The organism is Saccharospirillum sp. (genome assembly GCF_039982735.1).
GTDB lineage: Bacteria > Pseudomonadota > Gammaproteobacteria > Pseudomonadales > Natronospirillaceae > Saccharospirillum.
Genome location: NZ_JBDWXV010000022.1, coordinates 72,261 through 91,805, shown reverse-complemented (window position 1 = coordinate 91,805; position 19,545 = coordinate 72,261). Strand labels below are relative to the sequence as shown.

The window sequence follows — 19,545 nt, the reverse complement described above, 5'->3', positions numbered from 1 at the left end:
CTCTATTCCCTCACAACGTCAGCAGGGTATCGCCAACGGACACCGAGTCGCCTTCTTTGACCTGGATAGTCCCAACGGTACCGGCCTGGGGAGCGCTGACTTCGGTTTCCATTTTCATGGCTTCCAGAATCATCACCACCTGGCCTTCTTCAACGGTGTCGCCTGGCTGAACCAGAATCTTGAAAATATTGCCGGCCAGCGGGGCGGGCACTTCGGTTCCACTTTCGGCGGGCGCAGCGGGCGCCGAGGAAACTTCCCCGCCCTCACTGATGTCCGTCTTATAGGTTTTGCCGTTGATCGACACACTGACGCCACCGGTCGCATCAACCTGGGCAACGTAGGACTTACCATTGATTGCGACGGTATAGGTTGCTGCCTCAGCCTTGCCTGCTTTTGCCGGGCTGGCCGCCGCAGCGGTGGGCACCGGTTCAAAGGCTTCGGCATTGCCACGATTCTGCAGGAACTTCAGTCCTATTTGCGGGAACAGCGCGTAAGTCAGTACATCGTCAACTACGGCCTCAGCGAGCTTAATATCTTTTTCTTTGGCGATGCCTTCCAACTCGGCCGTCAGCTTGTCCATTTCGTCATCAATCATGTCGGCCGGACGGCAGGTAATGGCCTCGCCACCATTAAGCACTTTGGCCTGCAAGTCGCTGTCGAAGGGGGCCGGCGCAGAACCGTATTCGCCTTTGAGAATGGCTTGGGTTTCCTTGGAGATGGACTTGTAACGCTCACCGGTCAAGACGTTCAGCACGGCCTGAGTGCCCACGATTTGGGACGTTGGTGTCACCAGCGGGATGTACCCCAGGTCTTTGCGCACTTTTGGGATTTCATCGAGAACGGCGTCGAATTTGTCGCCGGCGCCCTGCTCTTTCAGCTGACTTTCCATATTGGTCAGCATGCCCCCCGGCACCTGAGCCACCAGAATACGCGAATCAACACCGCGCAACTGACCTTCGAAGGCGGCGTATTTCTTGCGAACGGTGCGGAAATAAGCGGCAATTTCTTCCAGTTTGAGCAGATCGAACCCCGGGTCGCGGTCGGTGCCTTGCAAGGCAGACACAATCGACTCTGTCGGCGAATGGCCGTAGGTCATCGACATGGAAGAAATAGCGGTATCGACATGATCAATACCGGCTTCTATGGCCTTCAGCAGCGTCATCGATGACAGACCAGCGGTTGCATGGCAATGCAGGCTGATCGGGATATCCAGCGCCGCTTTGAGCTTGGTGACCAGCTCAAAGGCATCGTAAGGCGTGAGAATGCCGGACATGTCTTTAATTGCCAGTGAATCGGCGCCCATGTCTTCGATTTCGCGGGCCAGTTGAACCCAGTTCTCGGTATTGTGAACCGGGCTGGTGGTGTACGAGATGGTACCCTGGGCATGAGCGCCATTGGCTTTCACAGCGGCCATGGCGCGCTGGAGATTACGCGGGTCGTTCATCGCATCGAACACCCGGAACACATCAACACCGTTGGTCACAGCACGTTCGACAAAGCGGTCCACAACGTCGTCGGCATAATGACGGTAACCGAGCAGATTCTGACCCCGCAACAGCATTTGCTGACGGGTATTGGGCATTGCCTTTTTCAGTTCGCGGATGCGGTCCCAGGGGTCTTCACCCAGGTAACGGATGCAGGCATCAAAGGTCGCCCCGCCCCAGGATTCAACAGACCAGTAGCCTATGTTGTCGAGCTTTTCACAAATGGGCAGCATGTCATCGATGCGCAGCCGCGTTGCGAACAGCGACTGGTGAGCATCGCGCAGTACGACATCGGTCAGCTTGATTGGATTCTTGTTAGCACTCATGGCAATCGCCCTTAGCGTTCAGTGAAATGGGTTGGCAATGGTCAGTGGCCGTGCACGGCCTTCACAGCAGCGGCAACCGCCGCCAGTTCAGACAAGTCCTCTGCGGTGGAGGTCCGCCGCTTGCCTTTGGGTTCCGGTTCAGGCTGACCAAAAAACCGGTTTATGATCCTGGACATCAGGGTGGTACCAATCACCAGAACGGTTAAGAATACGAAGACGGTACCCATTCCCATGATCAGGAGCGAAAACCCTTCTGTTAGCAATTCGGACATCAGGAGATCCTTATTGTTGGCGGGCCGTAGCGTTGCCCTTCAAACCACTGCTGAAACGGTGCGTTCAGCACCCTGACCGCCGGTCTGAGTTCTGTCTCTGAATGGTTGATGGTGGCTGATTTTGCCGGTAGCGGCAAAGCGCCGAGCGACGGTAGGGTACCCCATATGCGAGAATTGGCGCAACAGAAGCCAGTTCAGCAACTTTCGCAACAAACTGTTGCAATATACTGAATTGACAGGGATTTTCAGCCTTGATTCGACCTTGGTCTCAGGTAGACTCCGCGGCTGTTTTTCAACCAACTTGAGAGTACCACACCGTGTTTACGAGTCTGAGATGCGCCTGATTCTAGCCCCGATGGAAGGGCTTGCCGATGTTTATCTGCGTCGACTGATAACCGCTCAGGGCGGCTTCGATCGCGTTGTCTCCGAATTCGTTCGCGTTGTAGACCAATTGCTTCCGGAAAGTGTTTTTTACAACGTTTGTCCGGAGCTTTTGCAAGGCGGACGGACAGACAGTGGCACCCCGGTGCGGGTTCAGCTTCTTGGCAACCACCTGGATGCCCTGGCAGCCAATGCCCAACGCGCCATAGCGCTGGGCTCGGATGGGGTTGATCTGAATTTCGGCTGCCCCAGCAAAACGGTAAACCGCAGCCAGGGAGGCGCAGTGCTGCTGCGCGAGCCAGACACCCTGTACCAGGTGGTCAAAGCTGTGCGCGAAGCACTGCCGGCACACCTTGTTGTTTCAGCTAAAATGCGCCTGGGCTACGACGACACTGAACTGATGCTCGACAACGCCAGGGCCATTGCCGACGCTGGCGCGACTGAACTGACCGTTCATGCACGAACCCGGGCCCAGGGCTATGCGCCCCCGGCTCATTGGCACGAACTCGCCCGCATACGGGCCGCGATAACCATACCACTGATCGCCAACGGAGATGTCTGGACACCGGCCGACTACCGCGCATGTCGTCAAATTGCAGGAACCCCTGACATCATGCTGGGCCGCGGCGCCATCCGGCACCCTGACCTGGCCCAGCGCATTCGCCACAATGACGAGACGCCAATGGCGTGGGCGCGTTTAACCGGGTTGATTGGTCAGTTCTGGCGTGAAGTGCGGCGGGATATGCCAGAAAAATACTGCGCCGGGCGCCTCAAGCAGTGGCTTAATCATCTCAGGGCAGTGCATCCGGATGCCGAACGTCTGTGGCACAAAGTCCGCGCCGAACGCTCCCTACCAGCGCTGGACACCCTGATTCGAGCCTTGGAAGCAGACCCTGAGGGCATGGCAGAAGACTGATTGATTGACGGCCTGTCGCGTTGGCAACAGCAGCATAGGGGCAATGAACAAACAGGGGTGAAGCGCTGCAACTGACTTGAAAACAGACGACTTGACGACAAGAGGAAAGCAGAAATGGCGCGCCCGGCACGATTCGAACGTGCGACCGCCTGGTTCGTAGCCAGGTACTCTATCCAGCTGAGCTACGGGCGCGTACAACACCGAAGTTTTACCTCACCGGTGTGAGAGGTCTTATAAGCAAGTTACGCTGGCGCGTAGCCCTTGCCGTTTACTCTGTTGCTTTCTCATTCCACCCTGCCTGCATCAGCAACCACAAGGTTGGTGATACCGGTAGTAATGGCGCGCCCGGCACGATTCGAACGTGCGACCGCCTGGTTCGTAGCCAGGTACTCTATCCAGCTGAGCTACGGGCGCGTAGATTGGCGAAACCGTCTCCGTTTTCGCCTTGCCTTCCAGTCTGTGGCCTGTGGCTTTAACGCCTTCAGCCTTCACGGAAAACAATGGCGGAGAGAGAGGGATTCGAACCCTCGATAGGATTTCTCCTATACACCCTTAGCAGGGGTGCGCCTTCAGCCACTCGGCCATCTCTCCAAACAACGGCGCGCATGTTATCATGTTTTTCGCAAAAGAAAAGGAAAAACTTCAATAAAATGAAGCGATTAGCTCCATTTTATCAACACGCTTCTGCCCTGGCTGGCTAGAGGTCATCCTCACCTTCGGGGTGGCCCATCTCCCGCTGAATGCGCTGATAGATTTCTTCACGGTGCACAGCAACGTCCTTGGGGGCATTCACACCAATACGAACCTGATTACCCTTGACCCCCAACACAGTCACAGTGACTTCATCACCGATCATGAGCGTTTCGCCTACACGGCGTGTCAAAATAAGCATCTAAACTCTCCTAAATGTTCTGGAAACTTCCAGTATCCAGCTCCTGGTTGTGCCATTTGTCAGTGGTGGCCCATTCCTGGGGACCAACATCCTTTTAACAAATACACATCAGAGTATTGACCACATACATTAAAAATAAAGCCGGATCGTCCACATTTCTGCAATAACCCGCCTTTATCCGCACTTTACAGCCTGTGATTCCGGGCAGTGGAAAGCAGGCCTTTCGCTATCGAAACCGATAACTGACCGGTTTAACGATTCTGCTCACGCGCATCCAGCTCAAAGGCAGAATGGAGCGCACGTACTGCCAGTTCAAGGTAACGCTCGGCAATAACCACGGCAACCTTGATCTCAGACGTAGAAATCATTTGTATATTGATGTTCTCTGCCGCCAGTGTATCGAACATTTTCGACGCTACGCCAGCGTGAGACCGCATGCCAACCCCTACAATAGAGACCTTGGCAATGTTGGCATCCCCGCGGACTTCACGGGCGCCCAGGTCATTGCCAACTTCGTTGAGCACCTTTTTGACCCGTTCAAAGTCATTGCGGTGCACCGTGAACGTGAAATCCGTGGTGTTATCATCAGCCACGTTCTGCACGATCATATCCACTTCTATGTTCGCTGCGCTAACCGGCCCAAGAATGCGACTGGCCACTCCGGGGATATCCGGCACACCCAGCACGGTCAGTTTGGCTTCATCGCGGTTAAAGGCAATGCCTGAAATCACCGGCTGTTCCATTGGCTGTTCTTCCTCCAGCGTAATCAAAGTGCCCGGGCCATCGACGAAACTCGACAAAACCCGCAGCGGAACGTTGTACTTGCCAGCAAATTCAACCGACCGGATCTGCAATACCTTAGATCCCTGACTGGCCATTTCCAGCATTTCTTCAAAAGTAATTTTGTCGAGGCGCCGGGCACTGTCGACCACTCTGGGGTCGGTCGTGTAAACACCGTCGACATCGGTGTAAATCTGGCACTCATCGGCCTTCAGCGCCGCAGCCAGTGCCACGGCAGTGGTATCAGACCCGCCACGCCCCAGCGTTGTTGTGTTACCCAGCTCATCAACCCCCTGAAAACCGGCCACTACGACCACACGGCCGGTCTTCAGGTCGTTCTGTATTGCCTCGACATCAATATGCTTGATGCGCGCCTTGGTATGGGCACTGTCGGTCACTATCCGCACCTGGTCACCGGTGTAGGACCGGGCCGAACAGCCCCGCTTCTGCAACGCCATGCTCAACAAGGCAATGGTGACCTGCTCGCCGGTCGAGACCAGAACATCCATCTCGCGCGGGTTGGGCTGATCGGTAATGGCAGAAGCCAATGACAGCAGGCGATTGGTCTCACCGCTCATGGCAGATACAACCACCACCACATCGTGGCCATTATCGCAAAACGATTTCACTTTATCAGCGACATGCTCTATCCGGTCAGTCGTACCAACCGATGTGCCGCCGTATTTCTGGACGTACAGAGCCATGGGACCCGTTCCGAAACAGTAGCTGTATGTTAAACAGGGTTGATCGCACCCTGCCCCTCAATGTCAGCCCCGCGAATGCAACAGCCCCGCGTGCTGACAGCAATTAATGCTCAGGCAAGATGCTCGGTCACCCAGGGCACAACGCTAGCCAGTGCGGCAGCGAGGTGTTCGGGCTGATTGCCACCGGCCATGGCCATATCCGGCTTACCACCGCCCTTGCCTCCCACCTGGCCGGCAACATGATTCACCAGATCTCCAGCCTTGATCTTGCCCAGAGTATCTTTGGTCACGCCAGCGGCGATCTGAACTTTGGCACCATCCTTTACCGCAAGGACGATAACGGCCGTACCCAGCTTATCCTTGAGCTGATCCATGGTGGAGCGCAGTGTTTTCGCATCAGCCCCTTCCAATTCGGCCGACAGAACCTTAACGCCACCGATGCTCTGGGCGCTGGCCGCCAGATCACTGCCTGCGGCTGACGCGAGCTTGTTATTCACCTGCTCCAGGCTCTTCTCAAGCTCACGGATACGCTGCTGAGACTGCTGAGTACGATCAACCAGTTGATCCGGTGCACACTTGAGCGTCGCTGCCAATTGCTGCAACAAGGCGTCTTGCTGTTGCATGCTCGCCAACGCATAGGCGCCAGTAACCGCTTCAATGCGGCGTACCCCGGAAGCGATCCCGCTTTCAGAAACGATGCGGAACAAGCCAATATCGCCGGTCCGGCTGACGTGAGTACCGCCGCACAGTTCTTTGGAGAAGCCTTCGGTACCCATGCTCAGCACCCGAACTTCGCTGTCGTATTTTTCACCAAACAGGGCCATGGCACCGGCTGCCTTGGCAGCATCAATGCTCATCAGCTCGGTCTGTACTGGAGTATTGGCCAGTATTTGCTCATTCACACGCTGTTCAATCGCGGTGATTTGCTCTGCAGTGACTGGTTCCAGATTGGAAAAGTCAAAACGCAGCTTGTCGAAGGTGACCAGCGAGCCTTTCTGCTGAACGTGCTCACCCAGAATTTCTCGCAGGGCGGCATGGAGCAGATGAGTGGCGCTGTGGTGACGAGCCGTGTTGCTACGCTCTTCACGCGCTACCGTAGCATTCAAGCGGTCGCCCACGGCTATATTGCCCTGCACAACCTCGGCATGATGCAGATGATGCCCCTGCAACTTGGTGCAGTCGTCAACCCTGAGCTCAACGCCGTCGGCACTCAGTTGCCCGTGGTCACCCACCTGGCCACCGGATTCGCCATAGAATGGCGTCTGATCCAGAATCACAACGCCCGACTCGCCTGCATGAAGACGCTCGACACGCTCATTGTCACGCAACAGGACGATGACCTTACCTTCACCCAGCAGAGAGTCGTAACCCAGAAACCGGGTTTGACCCGGCAAGCCGAGGTCGAGATTGCGATCCATTTTGAACTTGTTGGCTGAGCGGGCGCGATCGCGCTGGGCTTCCATGTGCTGGTCGAACCCAGCCTGATCAATCTCAAGATCCCGCTCGCGAGCAACATCGGCTGTCAAATCCGCCGGGAAGCCATAGGTATCATAAAGCCGGAACACCAGCTCGCCGGGCAACACCTTACCGTCAAGCCCTGCGATGCCGTCTTCTAGGACCTGCATGCCATGCTCGAGCGTTCGCGCAAACTGCTCTTCTTCCAGGCGCAGAACCTTTTTGACGTGATCTTTCAATGTCACCAGCTCCGGGTAGGCACCGCCCATCTCGGTAGCCAGCGCATCAACCAGTCGGAAGAAAAACGGCTCGTTCTGTCCCAGCTTGTGGCCATGCCGGACGGCGCGGCGAATGATGCGGCGCAGCACGTAGCCACGCCCTTCATTCGACGGAACAATACCGTCAACAATCAGGAAGGCACTGGATCGAATGTGGTCGGCGATAACGCGCAAGGACCGGTTTTCAATATCATTGCACCCGGTCACGTCCATCGTCGCGCGAATCAGTTGCTGAAACAGGTCAATTTCATAATTTGAATGAACCGACTGCAATACGGCCGCCAGACGCTCAAGGCCCATGCCGGTGTCGACAGACGGCTTCGGTAGTGGCACCCGAGTACCGTCTTCCAGTTGGTCAAATTGCATGAACACCAGATTCCAGATCTCGATATAGCGATCAAGATCATCATCCGGACTGCCCGGAGGACCACCGGGAACCTCAGGGCCATGATCATAAAAGATTTCCGAGCACGGACCGCAGGGCCCGGTATCGCCCATCATCCAGAAATTGTCTTTTTCGCCGAGCCGCGACAGGCGGTCAGCCGGCACGCCAATTTCATTGATCCAGATGTCGGCGGCCTCATCATCGTCGTGAAATACCGTCACCCAGAGTCGCTCTTTTGGCAAACCCAGTTCTTGCGTCAGGAAGGTCCAGGCAAATCGGATGGCATCTCGCTTGAAATAGTCGCCAAAACTGAAGTTGCCCAGCATCTCAAAAAAGGTGTGGTGACGTGCGGTATAGCCGACATTCTCCAGGTCATTGTGTTTGCCGCCAGCGCGGACACAACGCTGTGACGTCGTGGCTCGCGAGTAGTCGCGCTTATCAGTTCCCAGAAAAACGTCTTTAAACTGCACCATACCCGCGTTGGTAAACAACAGCGTAGGGTCATTGCCCGGTATCAGAGGGGCACTGTCGACTTCGCTGTGGCCTTGGCTGATAAAATAATCCAAGAAGCGTCGGCGTATTTCAGAGGTTTTCATGGTCAGTCTGACGTCCTGTTCCGCACGTGAATAAACAATAGCTGGGGTGGGGTTTAGTCCAAAAAATGCAACACAGAGTGCCTTACGCAGTGCACCAGCTGAACGATTGCCTTCAGACTGAAAAACCCGAAAATTCTGTCAGCAGGGTTCGGGCCTTGCCAGCAGAGTTTAAAGGGCGCAATAGTACACAGATGCCGGGGCCGACACCAGTAGGGACGCCTGCGGACAGGCAGATAGGAAGAGGAGCAGGTCGTGCTATGACTGCGAAATAGCGCTTGGGCCATTAGCCCTTATTCGGCACTTAGCCCTGCACTGCGGTCAGGGAGCTGGAACGGTCAGTCAAATCCGTCAGTGTCAGTTGAGCCTTTGCTCCGCAAAGCCTCCAGAGAGTAGCGAACATGATCCCCACTAAAACCCCGGTATGCCAGAAAGCGCGCGAGGCGCGCGCGGATTTTATGATCAGCAGGATCGGATGAACCCAACTTGCGACGAGCCGCATCCAGGGCCAGCTCAAACCAGTCGATATCCCACTCATCGAGTAACGGCAGGACCAATTCCGCCACCCCCTTTTGCCGGGCTTCGTGCTTTACCCGAACCGGCCCTCTCGACCGGTTGACCTGCGAGCGCAAAAAAGCCTCGGCGTAGCGTTCATCATTCTGCAGGCCGGTCTCAACCAGACGCAACAGAGCTGCTTCAACGGCATCGGGCTGCTCTGGAAACCGCTCAGTTAACCGGGTTCGTAGCTCGGACTGGCTGTATTCCCTGCGCGCCAGCATGTTCAGCGCCGTGTTCCAGGGTGTTTTCTCAGCCATGCCAGGCGCACTTCGGGCTCGCCAGTGCGAGCCCTTCAGCCAGGGATAGGCAATGCAGGCAGATCATGCAATCAGACTTCCGCCTTACCTTTTTTAGCCGGAGTAGCCGCCGTCTCGGGGGCTGCTTCTGCGGCTTCAGTTTCAGCCTTGGCAGGGTCTTCCTTGGGTGCGTTGCTGACCAGATACGCATCGCGGATTTTGCCTTCAATGGTCTTGGCAATTTCCAGGTTGTCTTCAAGGAACTTGGCGGCATTGGCTTTGCCCTGGCCAATCTTGTCGCCCTGATAGCTGTACCAGGCACCAGCCTTCTCGATCAACCCGAGCTTGACGCCCAAATCAATCACTTCGCCCATATGGTAAATGCCCTTGCCGTAGTGAATCTGGAACTCGGCTTGCTTGAATGGCGGGGCTATCTTGTTCTTGACGACTTTAACCCGGGTCTCGGAACCGACGACTTCATCGCCTTCCTTGATGGTACCGGTGCGCCGAATATCGAGGCGAACGGATGAGTAGAACTTCAGCGCATTACCGCCGGTTGTGGTTTCCGGGCTGCCGAACATAACGCCAATCTTCATACGGATCTGGTTAATGAAAATCACGAGACAATTGGCTGTCTTGATGTTACCGGTGATCTTGCGCAGTGCCTGGGACATCAGGCGAGCCTGCAAACCTACGTGCATGTCACCCATTTCGCCTTCAATTTCAGCCTTGGGCACCAGGGCTGCCACGGAGTCGATAACGATCACGTCGACCGCGTTGGAACGGACCAGCATGTCGGCAATTTCCAGAGCCTGTTCGCCGGTATCGGGCTGAGAAACCAGCAGATCATCCACATTCACGCCCAGCTTGTTGGCGTAGGACGGATCGAGTGCGTGCTCTGCATCGACGAAGGCACAGGTTCCGCCCGCTTTTTGGGCTTCGGCAATTACTTGCAGCGTCAGCGTCGTTTTACCGGAGGATTCAGGGCCATAGATTTCAACAACCCGGCCCTTGGGCAAACCACCAATGCCTAACGCGATATCCAGCCCCAGAGAACCGGTTGAAATGGACGGGATCTGGATGTGCTTCTGATCCCCCATGCGCATGACCGAGCCCTTGCCAAACTGACGTTCAATCTGGCTAAGTGCTGCCGTTAGCGCTTTTTCTTTGTTCGCGTCCATGGTGTTCCCCCATCAAAAGCCTGTATGAATGACCAGTATTCTTACACAGGGTGACCGACCCTGACAAGCCGGTTGACCCGATTAATTCAAAGTCTTTGCTGCAGGCCCTGTAACGCCTGCAACGCAGCCTGGTTGCGCACCCGGGTGCGGTCACCGTCAAAGTGAAATAACGTCGCTTCAATCCCGCCGGGCCAGGCCCAGGCGATCCAGACGGTTCCTACCGGTTTTTCGGCACTGCCTCCCGCCGGGCCGGCAACCCCGGTTACCGCAACAGCTACGTCAACACCGGCTCGCAACCGGCCCTGTTCGGCCATGGCCAGCGCCACCGGTTCGCTCACGGCTCCGTGCGCTTCTATCGCTTCGGGGGGCACTCCCAACTGTTCCTTAAGTGCATTCGAATAGGTGATCCAGCCGCCTTCATACCAGTCGGAGCTACCGGCAAGATCGGTAATCATTCCGCCAATGCCACCACCGGTACAACTCTCTACGGTCACCATACGCCAGCCCGATGACATCAGTTGTTGCGCCAGAGCTGTCACCAGTTTTTCCGCTGCGGGCATTTCAGAAGTCGTCATGCATTTCATCCTGTCGGTGATTCGAATACCATGGGCGGTCGATCTAAAGCCAGCCATCAAGCCGACCCTATGCCGCCAACCAGTGCCAGTAAAATGCAACACACCCCCATGATGCAACAGTACCTGCAAATAAAGCAGGCACACCCGAACGATCTGGTGTTTTATCGCATGGGGGACTTTTACGAACTGTTTTATCAGGATGCCAAGCAGGCCGCGCGCCTGCTCGACATCACCCTGACCCAGCGCGGACAAAGCGCCGGCGAACCCATCCCCATGGCGGGTATTCCCTACCATGCGGCCGAAGGGTATATCGGCCGCCTGGTGCGCCAGGGCCATACTGTGGCCATTGCCGAACAAATCGGCGATCCGGCTACCAGCAAGGGGCCGGTGGAGCGCAAGGTCGTACGGGTACTGACCCCCGGCACGCTGAGCGATGAAGCCTTTCTCAGCGACCGCCAGGAAAGCTTGCTGGTCGCGGTATGGCCCGGACGCGATGATTACGGACTGGCCGCGCTGGACATGGCCTCCGGCCGCTTTACCGTCGAGCTACTGAAAGACGGGGAGGCGCTGAGTGCAGAGCTGGAGCGCCTGCGCCCGAGCGAATTGTTGTTACCCGAAGACCACCCGGCCCCTGAACTCATTACCCGCACGGCTATTCGTCACCAGCCCGTCTGGCTGTTTGATCTGGACAGTGCCCGCCAGGCGCTGACCCGGCAGATGGGGACCCGCGACCTGAGCGGGTTCGGCGTTGAAGACATACCTTTGGCGCTGCAGGCCGCCGGTTGCCTGCTCAATTACGCCAGTGATACACAAAAAAGCGCCCTGCCGCACATTCGCTCCATCGTTCCCGAGCGACAAGATGAGGCCGTCATACTGGATGCCGCCTCGCGCCGAAATCTTGAGATCGACATCAATATCCGCGGCGAGGAAGACAATACGCTGTTCCAGTTAATGGACCACTGCGCCACGACCATGGGCAGTCGACTGTTGCGTCGCTGGCTGGGGCGCCCGCTGCGTGACCGGACCGAGCTGCAACACCGACACCATGCCGTCACCACCTTGCTGACTGACTTTGTGTTTGAAGAGATCAAATCGGCACTCAAGCCCATTGGCGATATCGAACGGGTGCTGTCTCGCATCGCCCTGGGCTCGGCCCGGCCCCGTGACCTGATACGCCTGCGAAGCACCCTGGCGCAACTGCCCGACCTGCAGCAGTTACTGACCCCACTCGACTCGCCCCGCCTGCAACTGCTGCGCGACGATCTCAGGGAACAGCCTGCCTGGCTCGATACGCTTGACCGCGCACTGATCGACAACCCGCCCGTGGTGATTCGTGACGGTGGTGTCATAGCGCCTGGATTTGATGAAGAGCTGGATGAACTGCGCGGGCTCGACACCAATGCCAGCGACTTTTTGATCCAGCTGGAAACCCGGGAGCGTGAACGCACCGGGCTGAGCACCCTGAAAGTTGGCTACAACCGCGTCCATGGCTACTACATCGAGATCAGTAAGGCACAGTCGGCACAGGCACCGGTCGATTACAGCCGGCGCCAGACACTGAAAAACGCCGAGCGGTTCATTACCCCGGAACTCAAACAATTTGAAGACAAGGCACTCAGTGCCAAAAGCCGGGCGCTGTCGCGCGAGAAATTTCTCTACGAACAACTGGTCCGGTCACTGGCCGACGACCTGCTCACCCTGCAGCAACTGGGTCGCGCTCTGGCTCAGCTGGATACCCTGATGGCGCTGGCTTCCTGCGCTGACCGGTTTCAGTGGACAGCCCCGACCCTGACCGACGACGCCGAGCTGATCATCCACGAAGGTCGCCACCCAGTCGTCGAGGCCGTCACTGAAACGCCTTTTGTACCGAATGATCTGGAGCTGAACAGCGACATCACCCTCAAGGTAATTACCGGCCCCAACATGGGTGGTAAAAGCACCTACATGCGCCAGGCCGCTGTCATTGCATTGCTAGCCCATATTGGCAGCTTTGTACCCGCCCGCGAAGCGCGCATCGGCAAACTGGACCGAATCTTTACCCGCATGGGCTCATCAGATGACATCGCCGGCGGGCGATCGACCTTCATGGTAGAAATGACCGAAACCGCCAACATTCTGCACAATGCCACGCCCAACAGCCTAGTCATCATGGACGAAGTCGGCCGGGGCACCAGCACCTTCGACGGTTTATCGCTGGCCTGGGCCGCTGCCGAACACCTGGTGCAACACACTCACGCCTTAACCTTGTTCGCGACCCATTATTTTGAAATGACGGCCCTGCCCGAGCACAACCGCCAGGCCAGCAACCTGCACCTGGATGCCACCGAGCACGACGATAAACTGGTGTTTCTGCATCGGGTGCAAGCCGGCCCGGCGAGCCAGAGCTTTGGTATTCAGGTGGCACGACTGGCCGGCGTTCCAGATCAGGTTATCGCCAGTGCCCGGGCCAAGCTGAGCGATCTGGAACGGGCACCCGCACCCGCGCGTCCGGAGCCTCGATCGGGCCGGACAGCCAAGCCGGCACAGGCACCCCAGCAAAATGACCTGTTCGCCGCAGAGACTCACCCACTGGTGGAGGCACTGCGCGAGCTTGATCTCAGCAGGATGACGCCGTTGCAGGCACTGAACTGGCTGGCCGAACAGCAGGAAAAACGGTAAGCTGCCGGTTTTAGAGCCTTTGAAATCTAAAAACACAATTTATATTCTAATTGGCTATAAAGCCTTGGGTATTTGGTCTTAGATCTCACTTGAGGGGGTCTGAACCTGCCACTAGAATACGCACACACTCAGCATCAGGTATTGGGAGAAGGGCCCGATGACATTCGTTGTTCTCGAGAACTGCATCAAGTGCAAATACACCGACTGCGTGGAAGTCTGCCCGGTGGATTGCTTCTACGAAGGCCCGAACTTTCTGGTCATTCATCCGGACGAGTGCATCGACTGTGCGCTGTGTGAACCGGAATGTCCGGCCGAGGCCATCCTCTCGGAAGATGAGGTACCAGAAGATCAGATTGAATTTGTAGAACTGAACGCCGAACTGGCAGAAGTCTGGCCCAATATTACCGAGCGAAAAGACCCGCCCGCCGATGCCGACGAACAAAACGGTGTACCTGGCAAGCGAGCAGCCCTGGCCCGATAACCGGCTGACTGCTCCCCATAAAAAAAGCGCCCTGAGGCGCTTTTTTTATGCTTTGACTATTACTGAAAAACCGGTCGCAGAGTCGATAAACTCAGGCTCCAAACAGTGCGGTGGCCGACAAACCCTGTTTTTCCATAATATCGCGCAAGCGCCGCAGGGCTTCTACCTGTATCTGCCGCACGCGTTCACGGGTGAGACCAATTTCGCGACCCACCTCTTCCAGAGTACTGGTTTCAAAACCGCGCAGACCAAACCGCCGGGCGACCACTTCCCGCTGTTTTTCGGACAGTTCATCGAGCCAGTGATCGATACTGAGCCGCAGGTTATCGTCTTGCAGGGTTTCGGACGGGTCTACCGATTTTTCATCGGCAATGGTGTCGAGCAAGTTCTTCTCGGAAGACGGCCCAAGGGGTGTATCTACCGAAGTCACACGTTCGTTCAGCGCCAGCATTCGCTTCACGTCTTCAATGGGCCGCTCAAGCAGCTCGGCAATGTCTTCTGCCGTTGGCTCGTGATCGAGTTTTTGCGTCAATTCACGGGCTGCGCGCAGATACACATTCAACTCTTTAACCACATGAATGGGTAAACGAATGGTGCGCGTCTGGTTCATGATAGCGCGTTCTATGGTCTGGCGGATCCACCAGGTCGCGTAGGTTGAAAAACGGAAGCCGCGCTCCGGATCAAATTTTTCAACCGCTCGAATAAGACCGAGGTTCCCCTCTTCAATCAGATCGAGCAGCGTCAGTCCGCGGTTGAGATAGCGCCGCGCTATTTTTACCACCAGCCGCAGGTTGCTCTCAATCATACGCTTGCGCCCCGCCGGTTCGCCTTTTTGCGCCAAACGGGCGAAATAGACTTCCTCTTCGGGGCTGAGCAGTGGTGAAAAACCGATTTCGTTCAGATACATCTGCGTCGCGTCAAGCGAGCGTTGCATGCCGCTGAGATTATTGACGGCATCGCGAAATTCGGTATCGGAATCGGCCTCATACTCGGCCTCGGTGGCGTCATCCGTCTCCGCCTTTTCAGCGGCGCTGACTTCGTCATTTGGGGTATCGAGTAAATTGGTGTACGGAGTGAACGTATCTTCCGCAATGTCGGAATTGAGTTCCCGGAGTGCTGCCATAGTCATTCACCTGTGCGATATCGGGCATGAGCCCAGTGGCCGGAAAAAACCCGGTCACCGCCGAGGCAAAAACCTCATTGGATCGACGGGCTTACCCTCTTGCCGTATCTCGAAGTGCAGGCTGGGCTGGTCACCCTGCCTGCCCATTCGGGCAATAGCTTGCCCTGCGCTAACCTGATCCTGCTCCGCCACCAGCAATTCCTGATTGAATGCATAGGCACTCAGCAAGGAACCCTGATGTTCCAGGATGATCAGGTTGCCATAACCAGGCAAACCATTTCCTGCGTAGACAACGGAACCCGCTGCCGCCGCAACCACAGAATCTCCAATCTCACCGGTCAGATCAACGCCTTTACGATCGGACACATTAGAGTCAAATGTTCGCACTATTTTCCCATTGTGCGGCCACACCCAAGTTAACTGATTATTATTACTGGCATTTCCCGACGCAGACGCTGCCGCTGCAGGCCTTGGCGCAGAGTTTGTAACCGTTTGTGAAGACGTGTTATTGACTGTAGGCCTGGACGGCGAAGGCGAAGCGGACGAGCCCGACGGAGCAGGCGCTGCAACCCGCGTACTTGCCTCCCTGAGCGCCAGTACCTGACCGGGATAGATGGTATAGCGACTATCAATGTTGTTGGCTGCGGCCAGTCGCCGAAAATCAAGACCAAACCGAAAAGCGATGGAGTAAAGCGTATCTCCCCGGCGAACCTGATACTGATCAGGACGTGACTCGGGCGTCGCCGTGCGGGCGTTTGACGCCGGTGCGGCACTCGCAGGGCGGGACTGAAGAACCACCGGCGAACTGGTATTGCTACTGCTCGAACCACGGGTGTTACTTCCAGCCGGCTCCAGCGAACGGTAGGCACTACTGGTGCAGCCCGACAGCACCAACAGAGTGCACAGGCATACCCAGAAAATTGACGCCCCCCGGACGAGATTCGTCACGCTGGATCCCTTCTCAAAATAGGTTTCATCCACCCCTCAAACGCCGTTCACAAAGCTGCAATATAGCCCAACCTTAATACAGGGTAATTTATTAGGTGTAATTAATCTAAAAACGGCCTGACGTAAGCCTCGAACCGAGTAGTGCTTCATGTTTCTGATTTGACAAGCCCGGAACCGTCCGTTTTAAGACTCAATAAGGTCACCAGTGCCGCTCCAATGATCGCTGCCAGCAGGGCCGTAAAAAACCAGGATGGCTGGCCAGACAGGTTCACATAATTTTCCGGCGTCAACCATTGCTGATCGTGCTGCCAGGGCCAGACTTTCAACAAAGCGCCCAGAACAAACCCCAGCATGAACCCCATCACCCGATCGTGCCAGCGTGCCAGCACCCATTGCAGAAAACGACTGAACACCAGCAACCCGATCAGGCAACCCAGGGCCACCCAGGCAATGGTAACCAGATCCCGGGCATGCACCGCCGCAGTGATCGCCGGGTACAGCCCCAATAGCAGTAAAACGAAGCTGCCGGAAATACCAGGCAGCAACATCGCCGATATGGCCAGTGATCCGCCTAAAACCAGTGTCAGAGGCGTAACCGCAAGCGCCATCTCGCCCAAAAAAGAAATACTCGCGGCGATGGCCGTTCCGGCGATGAACAGGCCAATATCGACTCTGCGCCAGCGGTGCTCCTTCAGCAACATGATCAGCGAGGCAACAATCAACCCGCAGAAGAATGCCCACAATACTGGGGGTGCCGTGCTTAACAACCACTGAACGAGATTTAGAACCGTTACCAGGCTGACAATAATGCCAGCGCCCAGGCTGACCAGAAAGGCGCCATCAACCTCACGCCAGACCGCAATGAATTCACCTCGTCTGAGCAGCCCCAGCAGACCAAACCGAAATGACGCCAGCGCGTTGATCAACCGCTCATAGATGCCGGTAATCAGTGCCATGGTACCGCCAGAAACACCGGGCACAGCATCGGCTGCCCCCATAACGACCCCTTTGAAAAACCAGCTCACAACTAACTTAATCACGCAGTATCTCCCTGCTCATAATCTGGGTCCCTTCCGGCTTAAGAATGACGGGCCAGGTAGCGACACGTCAGAGTCTCAACGTATCGGAATCGCCAGTCTGAATGCCCGCAAGCATAGGCACGAAGCGCACGGCTTCAATGCGGCGCTCGGTAAATTCATCACCCTGGCGCTCCACCACGGTTAAAAACTGCTCTTCGGTACCCACCGGTAAAATCAGCTGACCGCCGTCGGGGACCAGTTGATCCAGTAAAGATTGCGGGGCCGTTTCGGGAGCCGCCGTCCCGATGATGACATCAAAAGGCCCTGCATCGGGCCAGCCAAGGAAGCCGTCATCGAGCTTCAGGCGCACGTTGTACAGTTTTTGCAGACGCAGCCGCTCCCGAGCTTTCAGTTGCAGCGGTTTGATGCGCTCTACCGAATAGATTTCATCCACCAGATGCGCCAGAACCGAGGTCTGAAACCCGGAACCGGTGCCAATTTCAAGAATGCGCTCATGGTGGGGAGCGGCCAAGACCAGCTCACTCATGCGTGCAACAATATAGGGTTGCGATAAGGTCTGTCCGTAACCGATGGGCACGGCCATGTCTTCGTAGGCTTTGTGGCCCAGGGCTTCATCAACAAAGATGTGCCGCGGCACCTTCATAAAGCAATCCATGACCCGGGCATCACGAATGCCTTTGGCAAAAAGTCGCTCGATCAGGCGCTGGCGGGTACGCTGGGACGTCATGCCGATACCGGACAGGTTCACTGAGACTCCTCCTCGTGCCAGGCTGACACTTCACGCAACACCGCCGTGGCATAACTGCCAGCCGGAAGAAAGAACCGGAATTGCGGATCCGTTCCCTGCCATTCAAGCTGACCCTGCTCTGGATAGACCCGCAATTTACGCAAGCTGCGCTGAATGCGCAGCCGTATCAGCGCCTGCGTCCATTCTGACTGCTGCGCCAGCAAAGGCGCTTCGCGTTCATCGAGCAGAGAAAAGGTTTCCGTTTGCTCACCGGGCAAACTGGCGCTTGGCGATAACTGACCCGATGCTACCCTGGACCATTCACTTTCGGTCGGCTCCAGACATTCAAACCCCCGTTTGCCTTCCTTGAATTGCAGGAAATCACCGGGGAGCACCTGGTTCCAGTTACCCTGCTGCACTCGCTCGGCCAACAAGTCATTGAACAGTAAGCTGCGCATCGCAGACACATGAATGCCCTGCTGCCCTCGGGGTAACCGGCCTTCACCGCGTATCCAGGCCAATGCCCGGCTCAGATTCTGACCCTGATCACCAAACCGTTGCGGACCAAAGTAATTCGGAAACCCCTGCTCAACCAGTATTTGCCAGCGTTGTGCCAGAGCATCGGCGTCCCCTTGCCAGTCACGCAGCCTGATCACGAAATGATTGCCAATCAGTTGACCGGTACGCAGTTTGCGACCATGTCGCTTGAGCGACAGCACCCGAACACCGTCCATAATCAGCGGTTCTGAGGGGTCCGGTTTACCGGGAAGATGCAGTGAGAATGTCTGGCGAGTTACGGCATGGCGGTCTTTCAAACCGGCATAACTGACGTCCCGGGGGGGAATGCCCGCCCAGCGGGCCAGCTGCTTGCCAAGCCAGGCGGTATTCTGGCCGGTTTTTTCCAGGGTGACCCATAAATGCTCACCCTCGCCGGAGGCTGTCTCTGGCAAGGCCTCCTCAACGTAAAAATCAGCCGGTTCGGCTTTTAACCGTCCCGACCCGACAACATCACCCCAGGCTCTGGGCCACTGCGGCAGATCCATCAGGACACCACCTCCAGCAAGCATACCGCCTCGGTGGCGATACCCTCCTTGCGGCCGGTAAAGCCAAGCTTCTCGGTGGTCGTCGCCTTGATGTTTATCTGACCCGGGTCACACTGCAGCGTTTCGGCAATGGTCAGTTTCATTGCGCCCTTGTAGTCACCCAGGCGAGGGGCCTGGGCAATGACGGTGACGTCCAGATTCACCAGCCGGTAACCCAACCCGGTAATGCGATGATAGACATCAGTCAGCAAGGCACGGCTATCTGCCCCGGCCCATTGTGCATCCGTATCCGGAAACCATTCGCCAATGTCACCCAGCGCGGCAGCGCCCAGCAGGGAGTCGGCGATGGCATGCAACACGACGTCGCCGTCGGAATGCGCCAACAGAGGATGCTCCGCCGGTACTCGCACGCCACCCAGCGTTATGTCCATGGGACCGGCATTCAGGTCGAACCGGTGTACATCAAAACCATGGCCTATTCGCATGCCCTGCTTCACTCCGAGTAATCG

General features: G+C 56.6%; 17 protein-coding genes and 3 tRNA genes. 3 read left to right on the top strand and 17 right to left on the bottom strand.

Annotated features, from left to right (window positions below; translation table 11 throughout):
• Positions 1-10: 10 nt before the first annotated feature.
• The gene (gene oadA, locus ABJT94_RS18860; RefSeq protein WP_348477893.1) at positions 11-1,810 is read right to left on the bottom strand and encodes a sodium-extruding oxaloacetate decarboxylase subunit alpha; all 1,800 of its coding nucleotides are present in this window, start codon (positions 1,808-1,810) and stop codon (positions 11-13) included.
• Between the two features lie 41 nt (positions 1,811-1,851).
• Entirely contained in the window at positions 1,852-2,082 is a 231-nt protein-coding gene (locus ABJT94_RS18855) for an OadG family transporter subunit (protein WP_348477892.1), read from the bottom strand.
• A gap of 334 nt (positions 2,083-2,416) precedes the next feature.
• Here ABJT94_RS18855 and ABJT94_RS18850 point away from each other — a divergent pair, with 334 nt between their 5' ends.
• Complete coding sequence (locus tag ABJT94_RS18850; RefSeq protein WP_348477891.1) at positions 2,417-3,379, top strand: tRNA-dihydrouridine synthase; 963 nt, start codon at positions 2,417-2,419, stop codon at positions 3,377-3,379.
• Positions 3,380-3,494: 115 nt separating this feature from the next.
• Here ABJT94_RS18850 and ABJT94_RS18845 read toward each other — a convergent pair.
• The 9 genes from ABJT94_RS18845 to ABJT94_RS18805 all read right to left on the bottom strand — a co-directional run bounded on the left by ABJT94_RS18845 (position 3,495) and on the right by ABJT94_RS18805 (position 11,016).
• Positions 3,495-3,571 (bottom strand) — tRNA-Arg (locus ABJT94_RS18845).
• A 145-nt stretch (positions 3,572-3,716) separates the two neighbouring features.
• Positions 3,717-3,793, bottom strand: a tRNA-Arg gene (locus ABJT94_RS18840).
• Between the two features lie 87 nt (positions 3,794-3,880).
• A tRNA-Ser gene (locus ABJT94_RS18835) sits at positions 3,881-3,970 on the bottom strand.
• Between the two features lie 106 nt (positions 3,971-4,076).
• A complete protein-coding gene (gene csrA / locus ABJT94_RS18830; RefSeq protein ID WP_028670139.1) occupies positions 4,077-4,271 on the bottom strand; it encodes a carbon storage regulator CsrA in 195 nt (64 codons plus the stop codon).
• Positions 4,272-4,522: 251 nt separating this feature from the next.
• The gene (locus ABJT94_RS18825) at positions 4,523-5,755 is read right to left on the bottom strand and encodes an aspartate kinase (RefSeq protein ID WP_127554852.1); all 1,233 of its coding nucleotides are present in this window, start codon (positions 5,753-5,755) and stop codon (positions 4,523-4,525) included.
• A gap of 110 nt (positions 5,756-5,865) precedes the next feature.
• A complete protein-coding gene (gene alaS, locus ABJT94_RS18820; protein ID WP_348477890.1) occupies positions 5,866-8,469 on the bottom strand; it encodes an alanine--tRNA ligase in 2,604 nt (867 codons plus the stop codon).
• 335 nt (positions 8,470-8,804) lie between these two features.
• Positions 8,805-9,281: a regulatory protein RecX gene (locus tag ABJT94_RS18815; protein WP_348477889.1), complete on the bottom strand. Its 477-nt coding sequence runs from the start codon at positions 9,279-9,281 to the stop codon at positions 8,805-8,807.
• A gap of 71 nt (positions 9,282-9,352) precedes the next feature.
• Complete coding sequence (recA, locus tag ABJT94_RS18810) at positions 9,353-10,441, bottom strand: recombinase RecA (protein ID WP_348477888.1); 1,089 nt, start codon at positions 10,439-10,441, stop codon at positions 9,353-9,355.
• Between the two features lie 86 nt (positions 10,442-10,527).
• Positions 10,528-11,016, bottom strand: a complete 489-nt coding sequence (locus tag ABJT94_RS18805; protein ID WP_348477887.1) for a CinA family protein — start codon at positions 11,014-11,016, stop codon at positions 10,528-10,530.
• A 93-nt stretch (positions 11,017-11,109) separates the two neighbouring features.
• Between ABJT94_RS18805 and mutS the strand changes: the two genes are divergently transcribed.
• Positions 11,110-13,674, top strand: a complete 2,565-nt coding sequence (mutS, locus tag ABJT94_RS18800; RefSeq protein WP_348477886.1) for a DNA mismatch repair protein MutS — start codon at positions 11,110-11,112, stop codon at positions 13,672-13,674.
• Between the two features lie 157 nt (positions 13,675-13,831).
• Positions 13,832-14,155 carry a ferredoxin FdxA gene (gene fdxA, locus ABJT94_RS18795; protein ID WP_127554848.1) on the top strand — a complete coding sequence of 108 codons (324 nt, stop codon included), beginning with the start codon at positions 13,832-13,834 and terminating at the stop codon, positions 14,153-14,155.
• Positions 14,156-14,246: 91 nt separating this feature from the next.
• Here fdxA and rpoS read toward each other — a convergent pair whose 3' ends face one another.
• From rpoS to ispF, 6 genes are all read right to left on the bottom strand, one after another.
• Entirely contained in the window at positions 14,247-15,278 is a 1,032-nt protein-coding gene (gene rpoS / locus ABJT94_RS18790) for an RNA polymerase sigma factor RpoS (protein WP_348477885.1), read from the bottom strand.
• Positions 15,279-15,332: 54 nt separating this feature from the next.
• Positions 15,333-15,644 (bottom strand): peptidoglycan DD-metalloendopeptidase family protein, encoded by a 312-nt coding sequence (locus ABJT94_RS18785; RefSeq protein ID WP_246026188.1) that lies wholly within the window; start codon positions 15,642-15,644, stop codon positions 15,333-15,335.
• Between the two features lie 728 nt (positions 15,645-16,372).
• Positions 16,373-17,266 carry a DUF368 domain-containing protein gene (locus ABJT94_RS18780; RefSeq protein ID WP_348477884.1) on the bottom strand — a complete coding sequence of 298 codons (894 nt, stop codon included), beginning with the start codon at positions 17,264-17,266 and terminating at the stop codon, positions 16,373-16,375.
• Positions 17,267-17,333: 67 nt separating this feature from the next.
• Entirely contained in the window at positions 17,334-18,014 is a 681-nt protein-coding gene (locus tag ABJT94_RS18775; protein WP_348477883.1) for a protein-L-isoaspartate(D-aspartate) O-methyltransferase, read from the bottom strand.
• Positions 18,011-19,036 (bottom strand): tRNA pseudouridine(13) synthase TruD, encoded by a 1,026-nt coding sequence (locus ABJT94_RS18770; protein ID WP_348477882.1) that lies wholly within the window; start codon positions 19,034-19,036, stop codon positions 18,011-18,013. Before ABJT94_RS18770 ends, ABJT94_RS18775 begins: the two co-directional genes overlap by 4 nt.
• A complete protein-coding gene (ispF, locus tag ABJT94_RS18765; protein ID WP_127554845.1) occupies positions 19,036-19,521 on the bottom strand; it encodes a 2-C-methyl-D-erythritol 2,4-cyclodiphosphate synthase in 486 nt (161 codons plus the stop codon). Before ispF ends, ABJT94_RS18770 begins: the two co-directional genes overlap by 1 nt.
• Positions 19,522-19,545: the final 24 nt, after the last annotated feature.

What these genes read in the sequence shown, in the direction of transcription:
- rpoS (WP_348477885.1), bottom strand. Translation starts at nt 15,278, where the DNA reads ATGGCAGCACTCCGGGAACTCAATTCCGACATTGCGGAAGATACGTTC.
- fdxA (WP_127554848.1), top strand. Translation starts at nt 13,832, where the DNA reads ATGACATTCGTTGTTCTCGAGAACTGCATCAAGTGCAAATACACCGAC.
- csrA (WP_028670139.1), bottom strand. Translation starts at nt 4,271, where the DNA reads ATGCTTATTTTGACACGCCGTGTAGGCGAAACGCTCATGATCGGTGAT.
- ispF (WP_127554845.1), bottom strand. Translation starts at nt 19,521, where the DNA reads ATGCGAATAGGCCATGGTTTTGATGTACACCGGTTCGACCTGAATGCC.
- ABJT94_RS18855 (WP_348477892.1), bottom strand. Translation starts at nt 2,082, where the DNA reads ATGTCCGAATTGCTAACAGAAGGGTTTTCGCTCCTGATCATGGGAATG.
- ABJT94_RS18850 (WP_348477891.1), top strand. Translation starts at nt 2,417, where the DNA reads ATGCGCCTGATTCTAGCCCCGATGGAAGGGCTTGCCGATGTTTATCTG.
- ABJT94_RS18805 (WP_348477887.1), bottom strand. Translation starts at nt 11,016, where the DNA reads ATGACGACTTCTGAAATGCCCGCAGCGGAAAAACTGGTGACAGCTCTG.
- mutS (WP_348477886.1), top strand. Translation starts at nt 11,110, where the DNA reads ATGCAACACACCCCCATGATGCAACAGTACCTGCAAATAAAGCAGGCA.
- ABJT94_RS18770 (WP_348477882.1), bottom strand. Translation starts at nt 19,036, where the DNA reads ATGGATCTGCCGCAGTGGCCCAGAGCCTGGGGTGATGTTGTCGGGTCG.
- alaS (WP_348477890.1), bottom strand. Translation starts at nt 8,469, where the DNA reads ATGAAAACCTCTGAAATACGCCGACGCTTCTTGGATTATTTTATCAGC.
- ABJT94_RS18825 (WP_127554852.1), bottom strand. Translation starts at nt 5,755, where the DNA reads ATGGCTCTGTACGTCCAGAAATACGGCGGCACATCGGTTGGTACGACT.
- ABJT94_RS18815 (WP_348477889.1), bottom strand. Translation starts at nt 9,281, where the DNA reads ATGGCTGAGAAAACACCCTGGAACACGGCGCTGAACATGCTGGCGCGC.
- oadA (WP_348477893.1), bottom strand. Translation starts at nt 1,810, where the DNA reads ATGAGTGCTAACAAGAATCCAATCAAGCTGACCGATGTCGTACTGCGC.
- recA (WP_348477888.1), bottom strand. Translation starts at nt 10,441, where the DNA reads ATGGACGCGAACAAAGAAAAAGCGCTAACGGCAGCACTTAGCCAGATT.